Annotated in this window: 22 protein-coding genes; 10 read left to right on the top strand and 12 right to left on the bottom strand. The window is 55.4% G+C overall.

Going from position 1 to position 25937, the window contains the following annotated elements:
• The first annotated feature begins 233 nt into the window (after positions 1-233).
• Together polA and spfP are read left to right on the top strand one after the other, a co-directional pair.
• Positions 234-3026: a DNA polymerase I gene (polA, locus tag AC4OVS_RS22350; RefSeq protein ID WP_022649856.1), complete on the top strand. Its 2793-nt coding sequence runs from the start codon at positions 234-236 to the stop codon at positions 3024-3026.
• A gap of 166 nt (positions 3027-3192) precedes the next feature.
• The gene (gene spfP, locus AC4OVS_RS22355; protein WP_071892919.1) at positions 3193-3240 is read left to right on the top strand and encodes a small protein SpfP; all 48 of its coding nucleotides are present in this window, start codon (positions 3193-3195) and stop codon (positions 3238-3240) included.
• A 97-nt stretch (positions 3241-3337) separates the two neighbouring features.
• On the opposite strand, the gene yihA is transcribed toward spfP, so the two are convergent.
• The gene (gene yihA / locus AC4OVS_RS22360; RefSeq protein ID WP_003861913.1) at positions 3338-3967 is read right to left on the bottom strand and encodes a ribosome biogenesis GTP-binding protein YihA/YsxC; all 630 of its coding nucleotides are present in this window, start codon (positions 3965-3967) and stop codon (positions 3338-3340) included.
• A gap of 580 nt (positions 3968-4547) precedes the next feature.
• Here yihA and yihI point away from each other — a divergent pair.
• Both yihI and hemN read left to right on the top strand, forming a co-directional pair.
• Positions 4548-5063: a Der GTPase-activating protein YihI gene (gene yihI, locus AC4OVS_RS22365; RefSeq protein ID WP_022649854.1), complete on the top strand. Its 516-nt coding sequence runs from the start codon at positions 4548-4550 to the stop codon at positions 5061-5063.
• A gap of 188 nt (positions 5064-5251) precedes the next feature.
• Positions 5252-6625 carry an oxygen-independent coproporphyrinogen III oxidase gene (gene hemN / locus AC4OVS_RS22370; protein WP_491922725.1) on the top strand — a complete coding sequence of 458 codons (1374 nt, stop codon included), beginning with the start codon at positions 5252-5254 and terminating at the stop codon, positions 6623-6625.
• A gap of 100 nt (positions 6626-6725) precedes the next feature.
• Here hemN and AC4OVS_RS22375 read toward each other — a convergent pair whose 3' ends face one another.
• The 4 genes from AC4OVS_RS22375 to glnA all read right to left on the bottom strand — a co-directional run bounded on the left by AC4OVS_RS22375 (position 6726) and on the right by glnA (position 10997).
• Positions 6726-6836, bottom strand: coding sequence for a YshB family small membrane protein (locus tag AC4OVS_RS22375; protein ID WP_017382667.1), 111 nt, complete (start codon positions 6834-6836; stop codon positions 6726-6728).
• A 110-nt stretch (positions 6837-6946) separates the two neighbouring features.
• Positions 6947-8359 carry a nitrogen regulation protein NR(I) gene (glnG, locus tag AC4OVS_RS22380; RefSeq protein ID WP_022649852.1) on the bottom strand — a complete coding sequence of 471 codons (1413 nt, stop codon included), beginning with the start codon at positions 8357-8359 and terminating at the stop codon, positions 6947-6949.
• Between the two features lie 11 nt (positions 8360-8370).
• Positions 8371-9420 carry a nitrogen regulation protein NR(II) gene (glnL, locus tag AC4OVS_RS22385; protein WP_003861923.1) on the bottom strand — a complete coding sequence of 350 codons (1050 nt, stop codon included), beginning with the start codon at positions 9418-9420 and terminating at the stop codon, positions 8371-8373.
• Positions 9421-9587: 167 nt separating this feature from the next.
• Positions 9588-10997, bottom strand: a complete 1410-nt coding sequence (glnA, locus tag AC4OVS_RS22390) for a glutamate--ammonia ligase (protein ID WP_023298930.1) — start codon at positions 10995-10997, stop codon at positions 9588-9590.
• 377 nt (positions 10998-11374) lie between these two features.
• Here glnA and typA point away from each other — a divergent pair, with 377 nt between their 5' ends.
• Positions 11375-13198, top strand: coding sequence for a ribosome-dependent GTPase TypA (gene typA, locus AC4OVS_RS22395; RefSeq protein WP_022649851.1), 1824 nt, complete (start codon positions 11375-11377; stop codon positions 13196-13198).
• 79 nt (positions 13199-13277) lie between these two features.
• Here the strand turns inward: typA and ompL are convergent, their stop codons facing one another.
• From ompL to yihU, 7 genes are all read right to left on the bottom strand, one after another.
• Positions 13278-13964: a porin OmpL gene (gene ompL, locus AC4OVS_RS22400; RefSeq protein WP_032626918.1), complete on the bottom strand. Its 687-nt coding sequence runs from the start codon at positions 13962-13964 to the stop codon at positions 13278-13280.
• Positions 13965-14038: 74 nt separating this feature from the next.
• Positions 14039-15463 (bottom strand): MFS transporter, encoded by a 1425-nt coding sequence (locus AC4OVS_RS22405; RefSeq protein ID WP_022649849.1) that lies wholly within the window; start codon positions 15461-15463, stop codon positions 14039-14041.
• Positions 15464-15506: 43 nt separating this feature from the next.
• Positions 15507-16889 carry an MFS transporter gene (locus tag AC4OVS_RS22410; protein WP_022649848.1) on the bottom strand — a complete coding sequence of 461 codons (1383 nt, stop codon included), beginning with the start codon at positions 16887-16889 and terminating at the stop codon, positions 15507-15509.
• 45 nt (positions 16890-16934) lie between these two features.
• Positions 16935-18959, bottom strand: coding sequence for an alpha-glucosidase (locus AC4OVS_RS22415; RefSeq protein WP_252066429.1), 2025 nt, complete (start codon positions 18957-18959; stop codon positions 16935-16937).
• A 16-nt stretch (positions 18960-18975) separates the two neighbouring features.
• Complete coding sequence (gene yihS / locus AC4OVS_RS22420) at positions 18976-20217, bottom strand: sulfoquinovose isomerase (protein WP_252066430.1); 1242 nt, start codon at positions 20215-20217, stop codon at positions 18976-18978.
• 14 nt (positions 20218-20231) lie between these two features.
• A complete protein-coding gene (gene yihT / locus AC4OVS_RS22425) occupies positions 20232-21107 on the bottom strand; it encodes a sulfofructosephosphate aldolase (RefSeq protein ID WP_023298926.1) in 876 nt (291 codons plus the stop codon).
• Positions 21108-21124: 17 nt separating this feature from the next.
• Positions 21125-22015, bottom strand: coding sequence for a sulfolactaldehyde 3-reductase (gene yihU, locus AC4OVS_RS22430; RefSeq protein WP_022649844.1), 891 nt, complete (start codon positions 22013-22015; stop codon positions 21125-21127).
• Between the two features lie 155 nt (positions 22016-22170).
• Here yihU and AC4OVS_RS22435 point away from each other — a divergent pair, with 155 nt between their 5' ends.
• From AC4OVS_RS22435 to dtd, 5 genes are all read left to right on the top strand, one after another.
• Complete coding sequence (locus AC4OVS_RS22435; protein WP_332954010.1) at positions 22171-23067, top strand: sugar kinase; 897 nt, start codon at positions 22171-22173, stop codon at positions 23065-23067.
• Between the two features lie 34 nt (positions 23068-23101).
• Complete coding sequence (locus AC4OVS_RS22440; protein ID WP_023298924.1) at positions 23102-23902, top strand: DeoR/GlpR family DNA-binding transcription regulator; 801 nt, start codon at positions 23102-23104, stop codon at positions 23900-23902.
• A 118-nt stretch (positions 23903-24020) separates the two neighbouring features.
• Positions 24021-24620, top strand: coding sequence for a glucose-1-phosphatase (gene yihX / locus AC4OVS_RS22445; RefSeq protein ID WP_023305109.1), 600 nt, complete (start codon positions 24021-24023; stop codon positions 24618-24620).
• Complete coding sequence (locus tag AC4OVS_RS22450; RefSeq protein ID WP_023298923.1) at positions 24614-25495, top strand: virulence factor BrkB family protein; 882 nt, start codon at positions 24614-24616, stop codon at positions 25493-25495. Before yihX ends, AC4OVS_RS22450 begins: the two co-directional genes overlap by 7 nt.
• The gene (gene dtd, locus AC4OVS_RS22455) at positions 25492-25929 is read left to right on the top strand and encodes a D-aminoacyl-tRNA deacylase (protein WP_063146849.1); all 438 of its coding nucleotides are present in this window, start codon (positions 25492-25494) and stop codon (positions 25927-25929) included. Before AC4OVS_RS22450 ends, dtd begins: the two co-directional genes overlap by 4 nt.
• The last annotated feature ends 8 nt before the right edge of the window (positions 25930-25937 follow it).

Raw genomic sequence — 25937 nt, forward strand, 5'->3', positions numbered from 1 at the left:
TTAAGTGATCTAATTTCAACTAATTGATTTTATTTGATAAATAAGTTTTCAGTATCAGTTTTATAGAACTGTTATTCACCTGTATTAAAAATATGCACAAACTTATCCACAGTTTGTTTTTGCGAGCGATCTTCACGATCGCAAAATCTTTTTCTGTATAAAGCGCTAAAACCTGATGTTTTCATCCTTCTGTGGCATCCTTTACCCATAAATTAATTAAAGGCACGGACATTATGGTTCAGATCCCAGAAAACCCACTTATACTCGTCGATGGCTCTTCTTACCTTTATCGGGCGTATCATGCGTTTCCTCCTCTGACCAACAGCGCAGGGGAACCTACCGGCGCAATGTACGGCGTGCTGAATATGCTACGCAGCCTGATTCTGCAATACCACCCAACCCATGCGGCCGTGGTGTTTGATGCGAAGGGGAAAACCTTCCGCGATGAATTATTTGAGCATTACAAATCTCACCGTCCTCCCATGCCTGACGATCTGCGTGCGCAGATTGAACCGCTGCACGCTATGGTCAAAGCGATGGGGCTGCCTTTGCTGGCTGTCTCGGGCGTTGAGGCTGACGACGTTATTGGCACCCTGGCGCGCGAAGCTGAAAAGGCTGGCCGTCCGGTGCTGATCAGTACCGGTGATAAAGACATGGCGCAGCTGGTAACACCTGGGATCACGCTGATTAATACCATGACCAACACTATTCTTGGCCCGGAAGAAGTGGTTGCCAAATATGGCGTGCCGCCAGAACTCATTATTGATTTCCTCGCCCTGATGGGGGATTCCTCGGATAACATCCCTGGCGTGCCGGGCGTGGGCGAAAAAACAGCTCAGGCGCTGCTGCAAGGGTTAGGTGGGTTGGATACGCTGTACGCTGAGTCCGACAAAATTGCCGGACTTACCTTCCGTGGTGCAAAAACCATGGCCGGAAAGCTCGCCGATAACAAAGAGGTGGCTTACCTCTCTTATCAGTTAGCCACCATCAAAACCGACGTCGAGCTGGAGCTTACCTGCGACCAGCTTGAAGTGCAGGAACCCGCCGCAGAAGAACTGCTTGGCCTGTTCAGAAAATACGAATTTAAACGCTGGACCACGGATGTCGAAGCCGGGAAATGGCTTCAGGCGAAAGGGGCAAAAGCTGCGGCGAAGCCGAAAGAAACTATTGTTGTCGATGCCGAAGAGCAGGCAGAAGAAGAAGCGGCAGCGCTCTCATTCGATAACTATGAAACCATCCTTGAAGAGTCGCAGCTCGTCGCCTGGATTGAAAAGCTGAAAAAAGCACCGGTATTTGCGTTCGATACCGAAACGGACAGTCTCGATAACATATCTGCCAATATGGTGGGCCTGTCATTCGCGACGGAGCCGGGTATGGCAGCCTATGTTCCGGTAGCGCATGACTATCTGGATGCGCCGGAGCAGATCTCGCGCGAGCGCACCTTAGAACTGCTGAAGCCGATTCTGGAAGACGAGAAAGCGCTGAAGGTCGGGCAAAACCTGAAGTACGACCGCGGTATTCTGCAAAACTACGGCATTGAGCTACGTGGTATCGCTTTTGACACCATGCTGGAATCTTACATTCTGGACAGCGTGGCGGGCCGCCATGATATGGATTCCTTATCCGATCGTTGGCTGAAACACAAAACCATCACCTTTGAAGAAATTGCCGGTAAGGGCAAAAATCAGCTGACCTTTAACCAGATCGCGCTGGAAGAAGCAGGCCGCTACGCCGCGGAAGACGCTGACGTCACGCTACAGCTGCATCTCAAAATGTGGCCGAAATTGCAGAAGCACGAAGGGCCGCTGAATGTTTTCCAGAACATTGAGATGCCGCTGGTGCCTGTGCTGTCCCGCATTGAGCGTAACGGCGTCAAAATCGACCCAACGGTGCTGCATAATCACTCTGGCGAGCTGGCGCAGCGCCTGACCGAGCTTGAACAGAAAGCGCATGAGCTTGCTGGAGAGGCATTTAACCTGTCGTCACCGAAACAGCTGCAAACCATCCTGTTTGAAAAGCAGGGTATTAAACCGCTGAAGAAAACGCCGGGCGGCGCGCCTTCAACCTCTGAAGAGGTGCTGGAAGAGCTGGCGCTGGACTATCCGCTGCCAAAAGTTATCCTGCAGTACCGTGGTCTGGCGAAGCTGAAATCGACCTATACCGACAAACTGCCGTTGATGATTAACCCGAAAACGGGCCGCGTACATACTTCCTATCACCAGGCTGTAGCGGCGACCGGGCGACTTTCGTCAACCGATCCTAACCTGCAAAACATTCCGGTGCGTAATGAAGAGGGCCGCCGTATACGCCAGGCTTTCATTGCCCCAGAGGATTATCTGATTGTCTCCGCAGACTACTCGCAAATCGAACTGCGTATTATGGCGCACCTGTCGCGTGACAAAGGCCTGCTGACGGCATTTGCCGAAGGGAAGGATATCCACCGGGCGACAGCTGCCGAAGTGTTTGGCCTGCCGCTGGACAGCGTGACAAACGAACAGCGTCGTAGCGCAAAAGCGATTAACTTTGGCCTTATTTACGGCATGAGCGCATTTGGCCTATCACGCCAGCTCAACATTCCGCGTAAAGAGTCGCAGAAGTATATGGATCTCTACTTTGAGCGCTATCCGGGCGTGCTGGAATATATGGAGCGTACCCGCGCGCAGGCGAAAGAGAAAGGCTACGTTGAAACGCTGGATGGCCGTCGTCTTTACCTTCCGGACATCAAATCCAGCAACGCCGCGCGCCGTGCTGGCGCTGAACGTGCTGCTATCAATGCCCCGATGCAGGGCACTGCGGCAGATATCATCAAACGCGCGATGATCGCCGTTGATGCCTGGCTGGAAAAAGAGAAACCGCGCGTGAAAATGATCATGCAGGTACACGATGAACTGGTATTTGAAGTCCATAAAGACGACCTGGAAAAGGTCTCTCAGAAGATCCATGAACTGATGGAAAACAGCATGAAGCTGGACGTTCCGTTGCTGGTGGAAGTGGGTAGCGGCGAAAACTGGGATCAGGCTCACTAAACGTTATCGGAATAACGCGCGTTTTATGTAAGTAAGCAACATAAGTACGCGCGTTTTGTGACGATCATTAGAATTCCCTATGTAAAGAATGAAAAAAAACTACAAAAAGTGCTTTTTCAAGAGACAAAAAAAGAGTAGAGTTAACGACGTAGGGTACAGAGGTAAGATGTTCTATCTTTCAGACCTTTTACTTCACGTAATCGGATTTGGCTGAATATTTTAGCCGCCCCAGTCAGTAATGACTGGGGCGTTTTTTATTGCGGAAAGGAGAGTTTCGGGCGAAAAAAACGCGGTCATCGCCGCGCCTGTTGTTACTCTGCTTCCGCTTCTGTCGCCGGTTCCAGATCGTTAAACCAGCTGTCTAGCTTCTGTCGCAGTTTGTCCACACCCTGCTTTTTCAGCGAGGAGAACGGTTCAACCTGTACATCACCGTTGAATGCCAGCACCGCTTCACGCACCTTGTTCACCTGCGCCTTGCGCGCGCCGCTCGCCAGCTTATCCGCTTTTGTCAGCAGCACCAGCACCGCAATATCGCTTGCCACCGCCCAGTCAATCATCTGCTGGTCGAGATCTTTTAGCGGGTGTCGAATATCCATCAGCACCACCAGACCTTTCAGACACATGCGTTTTTCCAGGTATTCACCCAGCGCACGCTGCCATTTGATCTTCATCTCTTCCGGTACCTGCGCGTAACCGTAGCCCGGTAAATCGACCAGGCGTTTGCCTTCAGCCACTTCAAACAGGTTAATCAGCTGAGTACGGCCAGGTGTTTTTGAGGTACGCGCCAGGTTTTTCTGATTGGTCAGCGTATTCAGAGCGCTGGATTTTCCCGCATTGGAGCGGCCAGCAAATGCCACTTCAATCCCTGTGTCTGAGGGCAGGTGGCGAATATCGGGCGCACTGGTGACAAAATGCGTCTGTTGGTAGTTCCAGGTAGTCACGTGGTCGTCTCCAAAAATCGTAATCTGCGGGGGATTATACCTGAATGCGGGCAAAAGGCTTTTCCCTTCGTCATTGACGTGTAAGTGAAAGCCCTACGGAATGTAAGAGATCTGCCCTTAAACGTATGAGAAATTTAAGAGAAATCGCAGGCACTAAAAAACTCAAAAGATTAAAATTCAAAGAGTTATTAATGAGTAATTATCTGAAAATCCGGTTTAGTACCTTTTCGTTGCTTGTTAGTTTAAGAGAACAAGGTAAAGTGTGCGTCAAGGCGAGGATGCCAGCAGGAAAACGACTTAAGGATAAGGGTCAGGAGCGCCAGGAGGCGAAGACTCAGGATTGTCAGGACGACCGGCGCCTGGAGGCGTTTTTAACAGGAAACGGAACCGTATCACGGACGGTAGTAGCCAAGGGATAAACAGGGTTTGTTGAAGGCAAACAGGGAATGTCTGACCCGTTAAGGGTTGTGAGTCAGGAAAAAAGGCGACAGATTGCTCTGTCGCCTTTTTTCTTTGCTTGCTTTCTGCTAGATTTCGCCGCAATTCTATACTGAAGAAAACGACTTAAAGATAAAACATCATGAAAAAACCGACCTCCGCTGCGGGCGCGAAACGCCCTGCAAAAGCACGCCGCAAAACGCGCGAAGAACTGAATCAGGAAGCGCGCGATCGCAAACGCGATAAAAAGCATCGTGGCCATACTGCGGGTAGCCGTGCTAACGGTGGCGGTGCCGCAGGCGCTTCTGCAAAAGGCAAACAGCAGAAAGATCCTCGTATCGGCAGTAAAACTCCCATTCCACTGGGCGTGACAGACACGCCGGTCACTAAGCAGCACAAACCAAAGAGCGAGAAACCTATGCTTTCACCGCAGGCTGAGCTGGATATGCTGGAGAACGATGAGCGCCTGGATGCGCTGCTGGAACGTCTTGAAGAGGGTGAAACCCTGACCGCTGAAGAGCAGTCCTGGGTAGATGCCAAACTGGATCGCATTGATGAACTGATGCAGAAGCTGGGTCTGTCCTACGATGATGAAGAAGACGAAGAGGAAGACGAAAAGCAGGAAGATATGATGCGTCTGCTGAAAGGTGGAAACTAACATTTGCACCCGGCAGGTACACTCGTCCTGCTTATAACCCTTCCGGTTATATGTTATCTGGTGTGGTTATTCGTTAAACTACGGCGGTTGTCGCGGCGACAGAAGTGGCTGCGCACCCGAATGATGGCCCGCAACGGGACCAGAACGGGCCGCCGTATACGAACGCGACACCAACGGAAGGAGTGAGCATGTCTGTACCATCTATCGACTGGGATTTGGCCCTGATCCAGAAATATAACTATTCCGGGCCGCGTTATACCTCATACCCCACCGCGCTGGAGTTTTCTGACGCTTTCGGCGAGGCGGATTTTCAGCAAGCTGTGGCGCGCTATCCCGAGCGCCCGCTGTCGCTCTACGTCCATATTCCGTTCTGCCACAAGCTCTGCTACTTCTGCGGCTGCAATAAGATCGTTACCCGCCAGCAGCACAAAGCCGATCAATACCTCGATGCGCTTGAACAGGAAATTCTGCACCGCGCACCGCTGTTTAAAGGCCGTCACGTCAGCCAGCTTCACTGGGGCGGCGGTACGCCAACCTATCTGAATAAAGCGCAGATCAGCCGCCTGATGGCGCTACTGCGCGGCAATTTCAGTTTTAACGACGACGCTGAAATTTCGATCGAGGTCGATCCGCGTGAAATCGAGCTGGATGTGCTGGATCATTTACGCGCCGAAGGCTTCAACCGCCTGAGTATGGGCGTACAGGACTTCAACAAAGAAGTACAGCGCCTGGTCAACCGCGAGCAGGATGAAGCGTTTATCTTTGCCTTACTCAACCATGCGCGTGAAATCGGCTTTACCTCAACGAATATAGACCTGATTTACGGCCTGCCGAAGCAGACGCCGGAGAGCTTCGCCTACACGCTTAAACGCGTGGCTGAGCTCAACCCGGACCGTCTGAGCGTCTTTAACTATGCGCACCTGCCGACGCTGTTCGCCGCGCAGCGCAAAATCAAAGATGCGGATCTGCCTTCCGCCCAGCAGAAGCTGGACATTTTGCAGGAGACCATCGCCTCGCTGACCGAAACCGGCTATCAGTTTATCGGGATGGATCACTTTGCCCGCCCTGACGACGAACTGGCGATTGCCCAGCGCGAAGGTGTTCTCCACCGTAACTTCCAGGGTTACACCACCCAGGGCGATACCGATCTGCTCGGAATGGGTGTCTCCGCTATCAGCATGATTGGCGACTGCTACGCCCAGAACCAAAAAGAGCTGAAGCTGTATTACCAGCAGGTTGATGAAACGGGCAACGCGCTGTGGCGCGGCATTGCGTTAACGCGCGACGACTGCCTCCGTCGTGATGTGATTAAGGCGCTTATCTGCAACTTCCGTCTCGAATTCCGCGAGGTGGAGTCGCAATGGGATCTGCAATTCAGCGATTACTTTGCCGAAGACCTGAAGCTTCTTGCGCCGCTGGCGAAAGACGGGCTGGTGGATGTGTCGGAGAGCGCGGTGGTCGTCACGCCGAAGGGGCGTCTGTTGATTCGTAATATCTGCATGTGCTTCGATGCCTATCTGCGCCAGAAAGCGCGTTTACAGCAGTTCTCGCGCGTGATTTAAGTTGCAATGCCGGATGGCGCTTCGCTTACCCGGCCTACAACTCGCAACTATGTAGGCCGGGTAAGGCGAAGCCGCCACCCGGCTTTTCATCGACAGCTCGTTAGCTAAACAGCCCAACCAGCGCCGCACACAGCACCGCCGCAACGGCAGTTTGTGGCGTGTGGCTTTCTGCTGCTCCGCTCGAAAGCAAAGTCACTAATGATTCCAGCATGATGCTCCCCCCTGTTTCCGGGCACGATCATACAAAACTCATCGGAACAGTAAAGCGCAAAATAACGGCACTTTGCGCTCAATTAGTAACCTTTACACAGCGGAGTAAGATCACTCCATTCCCAGCTCTTTCAGCTTGCGCGTCAGGGTGTTTCGACCCCATCCCAACAGGCGAGCCGCTTCCTGTTTGTGGCCCTGGGTATGACGAAGCGCGGTGGTCAACAGCGTGCGCTCCATTTCAGGCTGTGCTTCAGAGAGCAAGTTTTGATGACCGGAACGCAGCGCGCGATCTGCCCACTGCGCCAGCAGCGTCGCCCAGCTGTCCGGCAACGTATGTCCTGCGGTGCTCTCGGGCACGGTGGCTTCAAACAGTTCTGCCGGTAAATCCTGAATCAGCACTTCCTGGCCGGCGGCCATCACCGTCAGCCAGCGACAGGTGTTTTCCAGCTGACGCACGTTGCCCGGCCACGCCAGACGGGTGAGGGCGGCATCCGTTTCCGGATGAAGCTGCTTGGCTTCCACGCCCAGCTCGCGGGCCGCCACCTGCAGGAAATGTCGCGCCAGACGCGGGATATCTTCCCGACGCTCGCGCAGCGGCGGCAGGTGGACGCGGATCACGTTCAGACGATGGAATAAATCCTCACGGAATTTCCCCTCCTGTACGCGCAGCTCCAGGTTCTGGTGCGTCGCGGCGATAATGCGTACGTCCACCTTCACCGGCGCATACCCGCCCACGCGGTAAAACTGTCCATCTGCCAGCACGCGCAACAGTCGGGTCTGTACATCCAGCGGCATATCGCCGATTTCATCCAGGAAAAGCGTGCCGCCGTCAGCCTGTTCAAAGCGTCCCTGACGAATGGTATTGGCTCCGGTAAATGCCCCTTTTTCGTGGCCGAACAGCTCAGATTCAATTAAATCCTTAGGGATCGCTGCCATGTTCAGGGCGATAAAGGGGGCTTTCGCCCGCGGGCTGTGGCGATGCAGGGCGTGTGCGACCAACTCTTTACCGGTCCCTGATTCACCATTAATCAAGACGCTGATAGACGAACGCGAAAGACGCCCGATGATGCGAAACACGTCCTGCATGGCTGGCGCTTCACCGATGATGTCCGTCGTTGGTCCAAAGTCGGGGGCATTGCGGGGCTGCTGTTGCTCCTGATAGTGGCTGATAGCGCGCTCAACCAGCGCAACGGCTTCGTCGATATCAAACGGTTTTGGCAGGTAATCAAACGCGCCCTGCTGGTACGCGCTGACGGCAGCATCCAGGTCGGAGTGGGCGGTCATTATGATGACCGGAAGCATAGGGTGGCGCTGTTTGATCTGCTTTAAGAGCGCCAGTCCGTCCATTCCCGGCATGCGAATATCCGAGAGCAGAACGTCCGGCGTTTTGGTGGTGAGTGCGTCGAGCACCTCGCTGCCACTCTCAAACGTCGTGCAGCTTAATCCCGCTCCTGTGAGCGCGCGTTCAAGCACCCAACGGATGGAGCTATCGTCATCGACTACCCAGACTATCCCTCGTTGCATAAACGTCACCTTTATTTTTTAATCGGCAGGAAAACCGAAAACTCGGTATGTCCCGGCCAACTGGTAAATTCAATTTTGCCGGAGTGTTGGTCAATCAAATTTCGGGCTATGGATAACCCCAGCCCGGTGCCGCCTTCGCGACCGCTGACCATCGGGTAGAACAGGGTGTCCTGGAGATGCGGCGGGATCCCCGGTCCGTTATCTTCCACATCAATACGTGCTGCCAGACGATAACGTACGCCGTGCAGCGTCAGCTGGAACGCGGTGCGGGTACGCAGAATAATTTCGCCACCCTCCGGGCCCAGCGCCTGCAACGCGTTACGCACAATGTTCAACAGCACCTGTTCAATCTGGTCCGGATCGTGCGCCAGCTCCGGCAGGCTTGGGTCATAGTCACGCACCAGCGTGACGTTATCCGGCAGCTCCATCGAGACGAGTTTCACCACCCGCTCCGCGACCTTGTGAATGCTTTCTGAAACGTGCATCCCTGGCTGCTGCGGCCCGAGCAGGCGATCGACCAGATTACGCAGACGGTCCGCCTGCTCAATAATGACGTTGGTATACTCCGCCAGGGCAGGGTCAGGCAGCGCTTTGGTCAAAAGCTGTGCCGCACCGCGTAAGCCGCCCAGCGGGTTTTTGATCTCATGGGCCAGCCCGCGCACCAGGTCGCGCGCCGCAATCTGCTGCGCATGCTGAAGCTGCTCCTGGCTGAGACGACGCTGGTTATCCATCGGCGCCATTTCCAGCAGAATCATGCCATCTGGCAGACGCTGTGCGGTGAGGGACAAAATATGCGAGCGTCCGTCAATCACCAGCGTCACTTCGTTATCGGTGAAGCCCTGACCCGCCTGCAAACTCTCCTGCATCAGGCCAATATTCAGCGAGAAATAGCTCAGCAGTTCTGGCAGCGGCGTGCCAAACAGTTTACGGGCGCTTTGGGCGAGCAGCTGCTGCGCCGCCGGGTTGGCGTAATGCACCGCCAGCTCGTCGTCGACCAGCAAAATACTGTTAATTAAAGAATTGAGGATCTGCCCAGCATCGGGCAGCGTGCCAGTTGCCATTCAGCAGTCTCCTGGAGTCGTTGCACTATTTTAGTGCAGTATAGCGTTTTAGAGGTAAAAAGCGCGTGAGATCAGGTTGTTGGTGGAGAAAAAAGCCCATCCGAAGATGGGCTAAAGTTTCCACGGCAACGACTCCCGACGCGTATGCGCCGGGTAAAACAAATCAATTAAACGCTGTAGTACAGTTCGAACTCAACCGGGTGCGGCGTCATGCGAACGCGGTCGTTTTCTTCGGTACGCAGCGCGATGTAAGCGTCGATAGCTTCATCGGTGAACACGCCGCCAGCGGTCAGGAACTCGCGGTCTGCGTCCAGCGCCTGGAGGGCTTCTTCCAGAGAGCCGGCAACCTGTGGGATCTCTTTCGCTTCTTCTGGCGGCAGGTCGTACAGGTTTTTGTCCATGGCTTCGCCCGGATGGATCTTGTTCTTGATACCGTCCAGACCGGCCATCAGCAGTGCTGCGAAGCACAGGTATGGGTTAGCCGCCGGGTCCGGGAAGCGCACTTCGATACGACGCGCTTTCGGAGACGCAACCACCGGGATACGGATAGAAGCAGAACGGTTACGGGCAGAGTACGCCAGCATTACTGGTGCTTCGTAGCCAGGGACCAGACGCTTGTAGGAGTTAGTGGTTGGGTTCGCCAGGGCGTTGATCGCTTTAGCGTGTTTGATAACACCACCGATGTAGTGCAGCGCCTGCTCGGACAGACCCGCGTACTTGTCGCCAGAGAACAGGTTAGTACCGTTCCTGGACAGGGACATGTGGCAGTGCATACCGGAACCGTTGTCGCCAAACATGGGTTTTGGCATGAAGGTCGCGGTTTTACCGAAACGGTGCGCAACGTTGTGCACAACGTATTTGTAGATCTGAATCTCGTCCGCTTTTTTGGTCATGGTGTTGAAGCGGGTGGCGATTTCGTTCTGGCCAGCCGTTGCCACTTCATGGTGGTGCGCTTCAACAACCAGGCCCATCTCTTCCATGATCAGACACATGGTAGAACGGATGTCCTGTGAAGAATCGACCGGAGGAACCGGGAAGTAACCGCCTTTCACGCCCGGACGGTGACCTTTGTTACCACCTTCGTACTTGGTGGAAGAGTTCCATGCGCCTTCGATGTCATCGATAGCGACGTGGGAACCAGAAATGGAAGCACCAAAACGGATGTCGTCGAACAGGAAGAACTCTGGCTCTGGCCCGAACAGAACGGTGTCTGCAATACCGGTAGAACGCAGGTACTCTTCAGCGCGTTTTGCGATGGAGCGTGGGTCACGGTCATAGCCTTGCAGCGTGCCAGGTTCCAGGATATCGCAGCGGATGATCAGCGTAGGTTCTTCGTAGAACGGGTCAATGAGCGCAGTGGTTGCATCTGGCATCAGAACCATGTCGGATTCGTTAATGCCTTTCCAGCCGCCAATGGAGGAGCCGTCAAACATTTTGCCTTCTTCAAAGAATTCGGCGTTCACCTGATGAGCAGGGATCGTGACGTGCTGTTCTTTACCTTTGGTATCGGTGAAGCGCAGATCAACAAACTTCACTTCATGTTCGTTCAGCATCGTCAAAACGTGTTCAGCGGACATACTTAACTCTCCAGATTGGTCATTGTCGTCGTGGTAACGAGGTCTTCAAATCGGCTGGGCTGCCATATTTTTACTGTATTTCTGTAAAGCGAAATCTGTGCCAACTTTTAAAACACCCCAAAAAGGCGTTATCATGCGCACCATAGTGCAGAAGGGCTGCACCACATTGGATTCGTTGCACCATTATAGTGCTTCAGTGTGAACATTGAGCACCATATTGGTGCAATTTACGTTAAAGTGCCCTTTTACCGCTCCGTGAAAGCGATCACAAAGCATCTCTGCAATACTTGTTTGCGGGGGATGTTTGTGATCCTGTTTTGTAGTGCGATTAATCCGTGTACAATAACGCGCTATTTCTAAATGCCTGAGGCAAAGTTGTGATCGAAAAATTGCGTAATATCGCCATCATCGCGCACGTCGACCATGGTAAAACTACCCTGGTTGACAAGCTGCTACAGCAGTCCGGTACGTTTGATGCTCGTGCCGAAACTCAAGAGCGTGTGATGGACTCCAACGATTTGGAGAAAGAGCGTGGGATTACCATCCTCGCCAAAAACACCGCTATCAAATGGAATGACTACCGTATCAACATCGTTGATACCCCAGGGCACGCCGACTTCGGTGGTGAAGTTGAGCGCGTGATGTCCATGGTGGATTCCGTGCTGCTGGTGGTTGACGCATTTGATGGCCCTATGCCGCAAACGCGCTTCGTGACCAAAAAAGCATTTGCCCACGGCCTGAAACCTATCGTTGTGATCAACAAGGTTGACCGTCCTGGCGCGCGTCCTGACTGGGTTGTTGACCAGGTCTTCGACCTGTTCGTTAACCTCGACGCGACCGACGAACAGCTGGACTTCCCTATCGTTTATGCGTCTGCGCTGAACGGTATCGCCGGTCTGGATCACGAAGACATGGCGGAAGACATGACTCCGCTGTACCAGACGATTGTTGACCGCGTTCCTGCGCCAAACGTTGACCTGGAAGGCACCCTGCAAATGCAGATCTCCCAGCTCGACTACAACAACTATGTTGGCGTAATCGGCATTGGTCGTATCAAGCGCGGTAAAGTGAAGCCTAACCAGCAGGTCACTATCATCGATAGCGAAGGCAAAACCCGTAACGGTAAAGTCGGTAAAGTTCTGACTCACCTGGGTCTTGAGCGTATCGAGAGCGACATCGCTGAAGCGGGCGACATCATCGCTATTACCGGTCTGGGTGAACTGAACATCTCCGATACCATCTGCGATCCGCAGAACGTCGAAGCGCTGCCAGCCCTGTCCGTTGATGAACCAACCGTATCCATGTTCTTCAACGTCAACACCTCTCCGTTCTGTGGTAAAGAAGGTAAGTTCGTTACCTCTCGTCAGATCCTTGACCGCCTGAACAAAGAGCTGGTGCACAACGTTGCGCTGCGCGTTGAAGAAACCGAAGACGCTGATGCATTCCGCGTTTCCGGTCGTGGTGAGCTGCACCTGTCTGTTCTGATTGAGAACATGCGTCGTGAAGGTTTCGAGATGGCGGTATCCCGTCCGAAAGTTATCTTCCGCGAAATCGATGGCCGTAAACAAGAGCCATTCGAAAACGTAACGCTGGACGTTGAAGAGCAGCACCAGGGTTCTGTCATGCAGGCACTGGGTGAGCGTAAAGGCGACCTGAAAAACATGAATCCAGATGGCAAAGGCCGCGTACGTCTCGACTACGTGATCCCAAGCCGTGGCCTGATCGGCTTCCGTTCTGAGTTCATGACCATGACCTCCGGTACCGGCCTGCTGTACTCCACCTTCAGCCACTATGACGACATCCGTCCGGGCGAAGTGGGCCAGCGTAACAACGGCGTACTGATCTCCAACGGTCAGGGTAAAGCGGTTGCGTTTGCGCTGTTCGGTCTGCAGGATCGCGGTAAGCTGTTCCTGGGTCACGGTGCTGAAGTTTACGAAGGCCAGATCATCGGTATTCACAGCCGTTCTAACGACCTGACGGTAAACTGCCTGACCGGTAAGAAACTGACCAACATGCGTGCGTCCGGTACTGACGAAGCAACGGTTCTGGTTCCACCGATCAAGATGACGCTGGAGCAGGCTCTGGAATTCATCGATGATGACGAACTGGTAGAAGTGACGCCTCAGTCAATTCGTATCCGTAAACGTCACCTGACCGAGAACGATCGTAAACGTGCTATGCGCGGTGCGAAAGAAGAGTAATTCGGTTATGCCGTAGGCCGGGTAAAGCGCAAGCGCCACCCGGCAACGAAAAGCCGCTGAGCGATCAGCGGCTTTTTTATTAGAACGAATAACGTAACCCTAAACGGATCCGGTACTGCTCGCGGTTGTAATCATTCCATCGGTCCAGCCACTGTAGTTCGAGGTACGGCAGCCAGTTTCTGTCGATCTTATAGCTGAACTTGTTGGTAATTTCCCAGTGATGATCTTTGCCATTTTTGCTGTGGTAATCATTCACCCGCTGGAAAAAATGCGGCTCAAAGGTGTAGAAAAACGCATCCGTCACTTTGAAATTCCAGTAGTTGGCGAATTCGTGCGTGTCGTTTTTATCCATCTGCCCGTTATAGTCCGGCGTATCGTAATTGTTATGGTTATAGCGATAGCGGAACGTCAGATTGAACCAGTCCGTAAATTTATAGTTAGTATCTAAATAGAGTGCTCCACCCGATCCTGCGCTGCTGTCATTGATCAAGCCGCCGGGCTGGAAGGTGAGTTTGTCGGTCGGTTTGAAGAGCGGATACCAACCCTCGATTTCGTTATAGCTGTGCTTCAGTTCGTCCCATTTCCCCACGTTATAAGCGTTGGTGAACATCAGCCCCGCGCCCATATCGAAGTTATAGCCCGCACGCAGGATCACCTCGTGCAGCTCAGAGGCCGTATTGTACGCTTCGCGCGTTTCGACATAGGCCCCGGCAAAAACCGGGCAGGACACAGACGACACGATCAGTACGGTGATGATTCTATTCATAATTTGTCCATGTATCAGGTACAGAAAGGCCTCCCTCCTGATTAACAGGAAGGACATATTGGCCGGATTTATAGTTATAAAGTGACTGCTGACGCTTTATTGTTGGTGGTTATCTCAGGGGTATTTGCTGTCTGTTTTTTCCGTTTTCCAATCTCCTCGATAATAAAGGCGAAGCGCGCTTCGTTGAGTTTATAAAACAGCCCCATGGTCACGGCAGCAACGATCGCCAGGCCGCACGGCCAGAGGAAAATCAGCTGACGCAAACCCAGCAGCGTGCCCGCGCTCTGCACGGCATGGGGAACGTAGCCAATCTGGGTCAGCATTATGCCGGGCAGAAAACCGGCGAGCGCAGCGGAGATTTTGCGCGAGAAGGTATAGCCGGTATACACCGACCCTTCGGCGCGAATCCCGGTTTTCCACTCGCCGTAATCAACCGTATCCGGCACCAGCGCCCAGTTCAGGCTGTTCACAAACGCCGTGCCGAAGAAGGCCATGCAGGAAAAGAGCACAAACAGCAGGGAGCTGGTCCCCCAGAAGAAATTCAGCACGTCGCCCACCGCCCACAGCGCCAGCCCGCCCAGATAGACCGGTTTCTTGCCAAAGCGCTTTACCGCACCGGGCACCAGAAACACGCCAATCAGAATGCAGCCCATGCTGAAAAAGCCCATCCACGACAGGAGATGCAGATCGTTCAGCACGTACTGGGTGTAGTAGACCTGAATCGCCAGCTTGATGTTAAACGCGGCGAGGGTACAGAGGTTGGCGATGCACAGCACCAGCAGCGGCGGATTGCGGAAAATTGCGCAGAATGATTTCAGAATGCCGGGCTTATGGTGATCGGGCGTAAGCTCGACGTAGCGCTCTTTCACCCCGCTGTAGCACCACCACATGCAGAACAGCCCCCCGGTGACGAACACCAGCGCAGCCACCAGATAGCCGAGTGAGGGCTGGCTGACGAACAGCGCCTGAATCGGCATAAAGCCGACGGTGCAGAGCAACAGTCCTACCGTTGCGCCGCCCTGACGCCACGCCGCAAGCTGCGCGCGCTCGTTCGGGTTTTTGGTGATGGCCGGAACCATTGCACCGTAGGCGCAGTTCATCAGGCTGTAGCAGAGGCCAAACATCATGAAGAGCACGGTGGCGAGGGCCGTTTTCACCGTCAGGCTAAAGTCGTTGGCCATAAACTGCGCCGTGGCCACCAGCGCCACCGGGACGGAGGCGTAGAGAATGAATGGCCGGAATTTCCCCCGCGCGCCGATATTACGCCGGGAGTCCAGCAGCACCCCGGTCAGCATGTCGGTAAACGCGGTAAAGAACTTGGCGACCAGAAAAATGATGCCGCCGTAGAACGCGGGCATGCCCAGCTCGTCCGTGTAAAACTTCAGCAGATACAGCGTGCCAATACAGAGCATCAGGTTCGAGCCAAAATCGCCCATCCCGTAGGCGCACTTCTCTCGCAGGCTCAATTTCAGGGTTAACGGATCAGTATTGTGTGTCATGGTCGATCCTCAAAGCGCCCCGCAGGGCGCTCAATCACGTCATTTATGCCGTACGTTTGCGCAGCTCAATTTCTTCCACGATGCGCACATACATCTTCTCGTTGAGGTTGTAGAAGCAGCCCATCGCCACGATGGTGATGACCGCCAGCAGGCTCGGGTAGATAAATATCAGCTGCCGCAGCCCTTCAACCGTGCCGGCGGATTGCACCACGTTGGGCACATAGCCAATCTGCGTAAGCATGATCCCCGGGAAGAAGCCCGCCAGCGCCTGCGATACCTTGCGGAAGAAGGTAAAGCCGGTATAGACCGTCCCCTCGGAGCGTACGCCGGTGCGCCACTCGCCGTACTCCACGGTATCGGAGACCAGCGCCCAGTTCAGGCTGTTCACGAACGCGGAACCGAAAAACGCCAGGCAGGAGAACGCCACAAAGCTCACCGAGCCGCCGCCGAAGAAGTAGTTAAGCAGATCGCCTGCCACCCAAATTGCCAGGCCGCTGATATAGACCTTTTTCTTACCAAAGCGCCGCACCGCGCCAGGCATCATAAAGACGCCGATAAAAATACAGCCCATGCTGAAGAAGCCCATGTACGACAGCAGGATCGGGTCGTTCAGCACGTACTGCGTGTAGTAGACCTGAATGGCGAGTTTGACGTTAAAGGCACCCAGCGTGCACAGGTTAGCGATGCACAGGATAAACAGCGGACGGTTCCCGGCGATGGCGCGAAACGACTGCAACAGCCCCGGTTTCTGCGCCGGGTTAGCAGGTTGCGTCTCAACGTAACGCTCGGTTACGCCCTTATAGCACCACCACATAAAGAACAACCCGAACAGCGAGAAGAGGGTGGCGGCAAAGATGTAGCCAAGCTGGTCATTGCCCTCAATGAGGTTCATCACCGGGACAAAGCCCACCGTACAGAGCAGCAGGCCGAGCGTGGCGCCGCCCTGACGCCAGGCCGCCAGCGAGGCTCGCTCGTCCGGGTTTTTGGTAATGGCGGGCACCATCGCGCCGTAAGAGCAGTTCATCATGCTGAAGAACAGGCCGTACAGCATGAACAGCACCGTTGCCATCACCGTTTTGCCGGTCATCTCAAACGGTGTGCCGACGAAGTTGGCAATCGCCAGCAGCGTCACAGGGAAGGCTGCATACAGCACGAACGGGCGGAATTTCCCTTTCGGGCCAATCTTGCGCCGGGAGTCGAGCATGATCCCGGTGCCCATATCGGTGAAGGCGGTAAAAAACTTCGCAATCAGGAAGATAATCCCCCCGTAGGTACCGGGCAGTCCCAGCACGTCGGTGTAGAACTTCAGCAGATACAGCGTGCCGATATCCAGCAGGATGTTAGAGCCGAGATCGCCCATCCCGTAGGCGAGTTTTTCTTTAAACGGCAGGCGCAGGGTTGCCGGGTCAGAAGTATGTTGACTCATTATTGTTCTCCGTCTGCCCGCAGGTTTCCCCGCGGGCGAGCCTTATCAGATATGACGTAAGGTGCTAAACAGATCTGCCCATTCGCTTTGCTGGCGATAGAAGACCGGCGGTTTGCCGAGCGGGGCATCAACGGTGATGTCACCGCCCTGGCAGGTTTCCCCCGTCCACGCATTGACCCAGCTGTCCTGCGGCAGATAGAGCGACCAGTCGCGGCGTCCCTCTTCATGAACCGGGGCCACCAGCAGATCGCGGCCAAACAGGTACTGGTATTTCAGCGTGTAGGCGCGCGCGTCGTCCTCGTAGTGCAGGAACAGCGGACGCATCACCGGCAGGCCGCTTTTCGCGTTCTGCGCAACCGCAGCTTTGATGTACGGCTTCAGAGTGGTGAACACGGTGGTCATGCGCGCGAAGTGCGCGATGGTTTCGGCGTCGCCGTCGAACTGCCAGTTGTCGCCAGGGCGATTGCCCTCGTGGGTACGCATCATCGGCGTAAAGGCGCTGAAGTCGCACCAGCGCAGCAGTAGCTCTTTGCTGCGCTTCATCTCGAACAGCGTCGTATAGCCGCCAATGTCGCTGTGGTGCAGCCCGTGCCCGGTCATCGCCAGAGACAGCGCCGCCGGTACGACGGACGCCAGACCATCGTCCAGGCTCCAGTCGACGTTCTGATCCCCCGCCCACATCATCACCGAGTGCTTCTGGCTGCCGGTGTAGCCCGCGCGCATGAAGAACAGGATCTCCCCGAGCTTGCCGGTCTCCTCCAGTGCTTCGTAGTTACATTTCGCCCACAGGGCAGGCCAGGCGTTATGCATGATCTCCGCGCTAACGCCGTTGTGCAGGAAGGTATCGGTCGGCAGATATTCCCCGAAATCGGCCATCCAGCCGCCGCAGCCCAGTTCGATCAGGTTCTTTTTGATGACCTCTTTGTACCAGCCGTAGGCTGCCGGGTTGGTCAGGTCGATAACGCCCGCGTAGAATTCGCCGAACTCAACGTGGTAATCCTCGCCGTTGGCGTTTTTGGTCAGATAGCCGCGTTTCGCCGCCTCTTCGCAGAGATCTTTATCGCTGGCGACGTACGGGTTGATATAGGAGAGGAACTGCACGCCTTCCTGTTTCCACTGCGCAATCCGCTCATCAAGCTGCGGATAGAGCGCGCTGTTCCACTTCCAGTTCCACATCACGCGTTTGCCGAAGGAGGTCATCCGGATGCCGGACCAGTCCTGCGCCCAGATGCCGTTCACCTTCACGCCGCCCTCGCGCATGGCGTCGAGCTTCTGCTGACACACCTCGGTGCCACCCTGAATACCCAGCGTCACGCCGTCGTAAACCCAGTCCGGCAGTTCAGGCTGACGCCCCAGCAGGCCGGTCAGTTTTTCCAGCAGATCGACGTAGGTTTCTGCGCATTCGAAGCGCAGCGTGGCGTTATCTTCCCAGAACGCCAGCTCGTGGAAGTCCGGCGCGCTGAAGTCGAAGTTCATATAACAGCTGTTATCCACGTGGCAGTAGTACTTCTGGGTGCTCACGAAGGTAGGCTGCGGGAAGAAGGTCCAGTAGTAATCGCCGCCCGCGTTCTCTTTGCAGTCGGCCTGCCAGGTGACGTAGGTCTGCTTATTGCGGCCCACGCCCTGCTCGCTGGTCCACAGCGGAAACGGCTTGCCGCGCAGATCGAAATACGAGAACTGCTCGCCGCAGCCGTAAATATGATCGTCAGGCTGAGCTGCCAGCCGCAGCCAGATGCGGTTATGGCTGGCGGCGTCATTTTTCAGCTTCAGCTCCAGACGGCCTTCAGCATCCACGCCGACCAGCAGCGTCGCGCTCACCGCGTCGCCGCGGGTAAAGCGGATTGCCCAGCCCGTGCTTTGCTGCGTAACGGTCGCGTTCGTCAGGGCAATCTTTTCGTTGAGCTTGTCTTTGATGCTGAAGTTGCCGCGAAACATCTCGATATCCGCCTCACCTGCGCCGATCCACAGGCAAGGGGCATCCGCAGAGTGGGATAAAATCAGACGGTCCTGCCAGCGCAGGGAAAAACCACTTTCGTTATTTTTCAGGTCAATATTGTGTAGGGTACGCATAAAAACTCCGTCTTTATTATTTGGCCAGGCTATCCAGTAATCCGACGGCTACGGCAGGCGCTAAGCCCGGCGCCAGCGGCAGGCGGGGGATCACCAGGCAGTGCAGCAGATGGTAAATATCCTGCTTGCCGTCCCAGACTTTGGTGGTCACTTCGTTATTGGTGTCCAGCTCCTGCCACCATGAACCGTTTTCGTAATCCATCAGGTACTTGATGCAGTAATCCCACCACTTCTGATACCAGGCTTCGTACTGCGCCTCACCGGTGACGGTGTAGAGCGCGTAAGCCGTGCCCATCGCTTCGACGATTGGCCAGCGCACGCGTTCGCGGACGATTGGCTTGCCGTCCCAGCCCACGGAGTAGACAAATCCATCGGCCCCGTCGGGTGCCCAGGCGTCCCGGATGGTGGCGTGGAACAGGCCTTTCGCATCTTCCAGCAGCCATTCCGGCGGGGTTTCAAAGCGCGCTTCCAGGGCGGCGCGCAGGTGCAGCATCAGGCGACCCCACTCAATCCAGTGCCCCGGCGTGCCGCCGTAGGCGCGGAAGCGGTGGGCGGGGTTATCGATGTTGTAGTCGCGGATCGGGTTCCAGTTGGTGTCGAAATGCTCGTTAACGCGGTACTCCCCTTTGCGCGCCACGTCGTGAATAATCACCGAGGCGATGCGCAGGGCGCGGTCGAGCCATTTACGGTCGTGGGTCACGTCATAAACGATCAGGAAGGCTTCCACGGCGTGCATGTTGGCGTTACCGCCGCGGTAATCTTCCGTTTTGCTGAAGGCTTCGTCCCAGGACTCCAGGCACATCTGCTCCTGTTCGCTCCAGAAGTAGCGCTCAATCACCTCGATGGCGTCGTCCAGCAACTTGCGTGCCTGCGGATGGCCGGTGGTGACGGCGCTCGCCGCGCCCAGCAGGACGAAGAAATGCTGATAGCCCTGCTTGGAGGCATCAATTACGCCTTCATCGTTTACGCAGGCGTACCAGCCACCGTGCTGCTTGTCGCGCAGCGGACCGTTCAGGGCATTAATGCCGTGCTCAACCAGGGCGTACGCACCAGGACGTCCCATGTTCGCCGCCACCGCGTAAACGTGCAGCATGCGGGCGGTGATCCACAGATGGGTGCCCATATCGCTACGCACCTGCCCGTTATTGCCCAGCCAGCCAAAGCCGGTCGGTACGGCGGCATTTTTACCGAAATCGAGAATGCGGTCGGTCTCTTGTTCGAGCCAGCGGTTATGGCTCAGGGTATTAAACCATTTCATGTTCGGATCCTTTCTTAACGGCGAGCCATCATTTCGTCGACGATCTCACCCAGACGCTGAAGTTTTGGTACGGAAATATCACGCAGCATCAGCTCGGTGTCCGGCAGGCCAATCACAGAGGACCAGACGGCGCGACCGGCTAAAAAGCCCGATGCCCCCGCCTGCATCGCCACGCTCACCGCGCGCGGGAATAACTTATCGTCCACGCCGGAGGAGAGGATCACCCACGGCATGGCGATGTTCTCGTTCAGCTTCTGCGAGGCCGCCAGCAGCTCCTGCTGCGTGCCCTTACCAAACAGCGGCATTTCCACTTTGTAGAGGTCGGCACCGCTGTCGCCCAGCTCTTTGGCCGCATCGATAATCGCCTGCTCGCGGTCAAACGCGGCGCCGCGGCGCGGTGGACGCACAACCGGCTCGATAATGCTCAACAGACCGTTATCGTGGCACAGCGTATTGAACGCTTTCACCATCTCCAGGCGCTGCTGCGGATCTTCATCGCTGCGCCACAGCACCAGCAGCTTCAGCGCCTTGCCGCCGTCGCGTTTGACCGCCTGCGCGTCAATGCTCTTATCGATCACCACGCTGTCGACCGGAATACCGTTCCCCGGAATAAACTCGTCGGCTGCCACAATCATCGCGCAGCTTTTGGCCACGGCCCGCTGCTCGACAATCTGGCGATAGCAGAACTGCTGGTCGACGAGAATGGCAGAGGCGTACGGCGACAGAATTTTTGCCGCGTTGACTTTAAAATCCGTCAGGTGCTGGTCGGTTACCGGTACCGGCGCGCCTGCCGCCGCAAACATCAGGCGCATCGCTTCGCGCTGATCCACGGCCAGCATCGCAAAACCGCCGGAAGGTCGGGTGATATCTTTCAGGGTGTACATCGTCATTCCTCAGTCCTTTCGTATCAGTGTGATTTTTTCAGCCCGGCAGATGCGCGAACCTGTTCAAGAATGGCTGTCCAGTCTTCGCGCCCGCGCCCGGCGGCGCGTGCCTGGTTGTAAACTTCTCGTGAAGCCGCGCCCAGCGGCATTGGGACATGCAGCTGGTTGGCCACGTCGAGGGCGATCCCCAGATCCTTATGCGCAAGGTCGATCATGAAGGCGGGTGAAAGATCCCCTTTCAGCACCTTGTTCGGCCATGACGTGGTGAAGTGGCCTTTGCCCGCAGGTGTGCCGCTCATCACCTTGAGCGCCACGTCAAAGGAGAGGCCAAGCGCTTCGCACAGTACGGCGGCCTCGGCGGAAAGGGCGTTCAGGGCGATGCTCATGTAGTTATTGATGAGCTTCACGCGGATGCCCATTCCCGGCCCGCCGGCGTTAATCAGTTCATTACCCATCGCCATTAAGACGGGGGTGGCGCGCTCAACCTGCTCTGCCGTGCCGCCTGCCAGCAGGAGTAGCGTACCGGCGATGGCATGATCAGAGGTGCGCCCGACGGGCACGTCCATCAGGCTGAAGCCTTGCTCTGCCATGTCGCGGATCAGCGCGTCGGTTTGCAGCGGGTGAATGGTGGACATATCAATGACCAGCGCGTCGCGGGATAATCCTTCGCACACGCCGTGCTCGCCGAACAGCACGCTGCGCACCAGGTCGCCGTTTGGCAGCATAGTGATCACGAATTCGGCATCCGTTGCTGCCTGTGCGGGCGTTGCCGCCGCCCGGGCGCCGCTCTCTACCAGCGCCTGAACCGCCTGCGGGTTCACATCAAAAACGTTAAGCTGGTGGCCCTGTTTCAACAGATTCTTCGCCATGGGCGCGCCCATCTGTCCTAAACCGATAAATGCGATTGCTGACATGCCTCTCTCCTGTCACATCGTGTCAATTTTTGCGCGTTTGTGGTGTCTGTTTTTGATCGTATTTGTAATTTATAGTCAAAAAATTGACACGGGTCACTTTTTAAACATTTGGTGAAATTAAAATGAAGGCATCAGAAATCGCAGAAGGAATCACCATGACTCGCATCGTTTGTGTCGGCATTACCGTGCTGGATCGCATCTGGTATCTCGATGATTTACCAAAAGAAGGTGGGAAATATGTCGCAAAAGACTACACGGAAGTGGGCGGCGGACCGGCGGCAACGGCGGCAGTGGCAGCCGCGAAACTGGGCGCGGAAGTGGATTTTATTGGTCGGGTGGGGGACGACGATACCGGCAGACGGTTGCTTGCGGAGCTGGAATCCCTGGGGGTGAACACTCGCTATACGCGCGTAGTTAAGGGGGCCCGATCGTCGCAATCGGCGGTGCTGGTGGATGCAGGTGGGGAAAGAGTGATTGCCAACTACCCCAGCCCCGATCTCCCTGCGTCGGCAGGCTGGCTGCATGAAATCGACTTCTCTCAGTGGGACATTGTCTTAGCCGACGTGCGCTGGCATGACGGGGCAAAACAGGCATTTACCCTGGCCCGTCAGCAGGGCGTTCCGACGTTGCTGGATGCGGATGTTACCCCGCAGGATATCGCGGAGCTGATCGCCTTAAGCGATCACGCGGCCTTCTCTGCGCCGGGACTGCGGCGTTTAACGCAGTTGGATGAAACAGAAGACGCATTAAAAAAAGCACAAATGCTCACAAATGGACATGTGTATGTCACGCAGGGGCGAGACGGCTGTTTCTGGCTGGAAAACGGCGCGCTATGTCATCAGCCTGGTTTTGAAGTGAACGTCATTGATACCACCGGCGCGGGCGACGTGTTCCACGGTGCGCTGGCGGTCAGCCTGGGGCAGAAATTGTCCGCCGCAGACGCCGTGCGTTTTGCCAGCGCCGTCGCAGCACTGAAATGCACAAAGCCCGGCGGGCGCGCGGGTATACCCGACTGTGATCAAACCCGCTCTTTTTTGTCACTTTTTGTATAAAATGCGGGGCGTGATGGTTTTCAGAGGACAGCCCATGAGCCTTACCGAACTGACCGGCAACCCGCGTCACGATCAGCTGCTGACGCTGATTGCCGATCGCGGCTATATGAACATTGATGAACTGGCGCAGCTGCTGGATGTCTCCACGCAAACCGTGCGCCGGGATATCCGCAAGCTTAGCGAGCAGGGGCTGATCACCCGTCATCACGGCGGTGCGGGCAGGGCATCCAGCGTGGTCAATACGGCGTTCGAACAGCGTGAAGTTTCGCTTACCGAAGAGAAACGGGCGATTGCCGAAGCGATTGCGGACTATATCCCGGATGGCTCGACCATCTTTATCACTATCGGGACGACCGTGGAGCACGTTGCCCGGGCACTGCTTAATCATAATCATCTGCGCATCATCACCAACAGCCTGCGGGTGGCGCACATTCTTTATAAGAACCCGCGTTTTGAGGTGATGGTACCTGGCGGTACGCTGCGCCCGCATAACGGCGGCATTATCGGGCCTGCGGCAACGGCGTTTGTGTCTGGCTTCCGGGCGGACTACCTCGTGACCAGCGTGGGGGCGATAGAGCACGACGGCGCGATGATGGAATTTGACGTTAACGAAGCCAGCGTGGTGAAAACCATGATTGCCCACTCCCGCCACATTTTACTGGCGGCCGATCATACGAAATACCACGCCTCCGCGGCGGTTGAAATTGGCAACGTGGCGCAGGCGACGGCACTGTTCACCGATGAGCTGCCCGGCCCGGCGCTGCAAAGTCACCTAAAATCCAGCAAGGTTGAGGTTGTCGAAGTGAATTCCGGAGAAGAGCAGCAGGCTGGCTGATCGTCTTATGGCCCGATATTGCGATTCGGGCCTTTCCTTTCTCTAAGCTGAATCTGGCGCATAGCTAAACTTTCTCTTTCCCGCTACAGTTACTTTTCCACGGCGAAAGGAGATAAACATGCTTTATATCTTTGACTTAGGAAATGTAATCGTCGATATCGATTTTAACCGGGTGCTGGGCGCATGGAGCGATTTTAGCCGTGTTCCGCTGGCGACGTTAAAGCAGAATTTCGCGATGGGTGAGACTTTCCATTTGCACGAGCGCGGTGAGATCAGCGACGAAGCGTTCGCAGAGCGTTTCTGTCAGGAAATGGGTCTCTCGTTAAGTTACGAGCAATTTTCCCACGGCTGGCAGGCCATATTTGTCGCGATCCGCCCCGAAGTGATCGACATCATGCACAAGCTGCGCGAGCAGGGGCATCGCGTTGTCGTGCTGTCTAATACCAACCGTCTGCATACCACCTTCTGGCCGGATGAATACCCGGAAATTCACGCGGCGGCAGATAAAGTGTATCTCTCCCAGGAGATGGGGATGCGTAAACCTGAGGCGCGCATCTATCAGGCGGTATTGCAGGAAGAAGGATTCACGGCAGCGGATGCGGTCTTTTTTGACGACAACGTCGATAATATAGAAGGGGCTAATCAGTTAGGTATCACCTCCATTCTGGTGACCGGAAAAGAGACGATACCGAACTACTTTGCGAAGCAGTTATGCTAAAAACCGTTCATCAAAAAGCCAATCACCACACGCGCCCGCTGAGGGCGTGGCTGAAACTCCTCTGGCATCGCATTGATGAGGACAACATGACCACGCTGGCGGGCAATCTCGCTTACGTGTCCTTGCTTTCGCTGGTTCCGCTGGTGGCGGTAATTTTTGCGCTTTTTTCGGCGTTTCCGATGTTTGCCGATGTGAGCATGCAGCTTCGCCATTTTGTTTTCGCAAACTTTATTCCTGCCACCGGCGATGTGATCCAGAACTACATTGAACAGTTTGTCGCTAACTCCAGCAAGATGACGGCGGTGGGGGCGTGTGGGCTTATTGTTACCGCGCTGCTGCTGATGTACTCCATCGACAGTGCGCTCAACACTATCTGGCGGAGCAAAAAAGTCCGCCCAAAGGTCTATTCCTTTGCCGTCTACTGGATGATTTTAACCCTCGGCCCCTTGCTGGCGGGGGCGAGCCTGGCGATCAGCTCCTACCTTCTTTCGCTGCGCTGGGCGAGCGATTTAAACAGCGTGATCGATAACGTGCTGCGCATCTTCCCGCTGATTCTATCGTGGCTTTCGTTCTGGCTGCTTTATAGCGTGGTGCCAACTACGCGCGTACCCAACCGGGATGCCGTGGTGGGTGCGCTGGTCGCGGCGTTGCTTTTTGAGTTGGGCAAGAAAGGATTCGCGCTTTATATCACCATGTTCCCCTCTTATCAGCTGATTTACGGCGTACTGGCGGTGATCCCCATTTTGTTTGTCTGGGTCTACTGGACGTGGTGCATCGTCTTGCTTGGCGCCGAAATAACTGTCACTCTCGGGGTCTACCGCGAACTTAAAAAAGCAGCAGAAGCTGAAAAACAACAAGAAGCAGACCAACCATGATTGCATTGATTCAGCGCGTAATCCGTGCCAGCGTCACCGTGGCGGATGAGGTGACGGGTGAAATCGGCCCAGGACTTTTGGTGCTCCTGGGTGTCGAAAAGGATGATGACGAACAAAAAGCCAACCGCTTGTGTGAGCGCGTGCTGGGCTACCGCATTTTCAGCGATGCGGAAGGCAAGATGAACCTGAACGTTCAGCAGGCGGGCGGTAGCGTGCTGGTGGTGTCCCAGTTTACGCTGGCTGCGGATACCGAACGCGGCATGCGGCCGAGTTTTTCGAAGGGCGCGGCACCGGATCGCGCAGAAGCCCTTTACGAGTACTTTGTTGAGCGCTGTCGCCAACAGGACATGAATACACAAACCGGACGATTCGCTGCGGATATGCAGGTTTCGCTGGTGAACGATGGCCCCGTCACATTCTGGCTCCAGGTATGAGCCAACTG

The sequence above is a fragment of the Enterobacter sp. 4974935 genome (assembly GCF_058661735.1).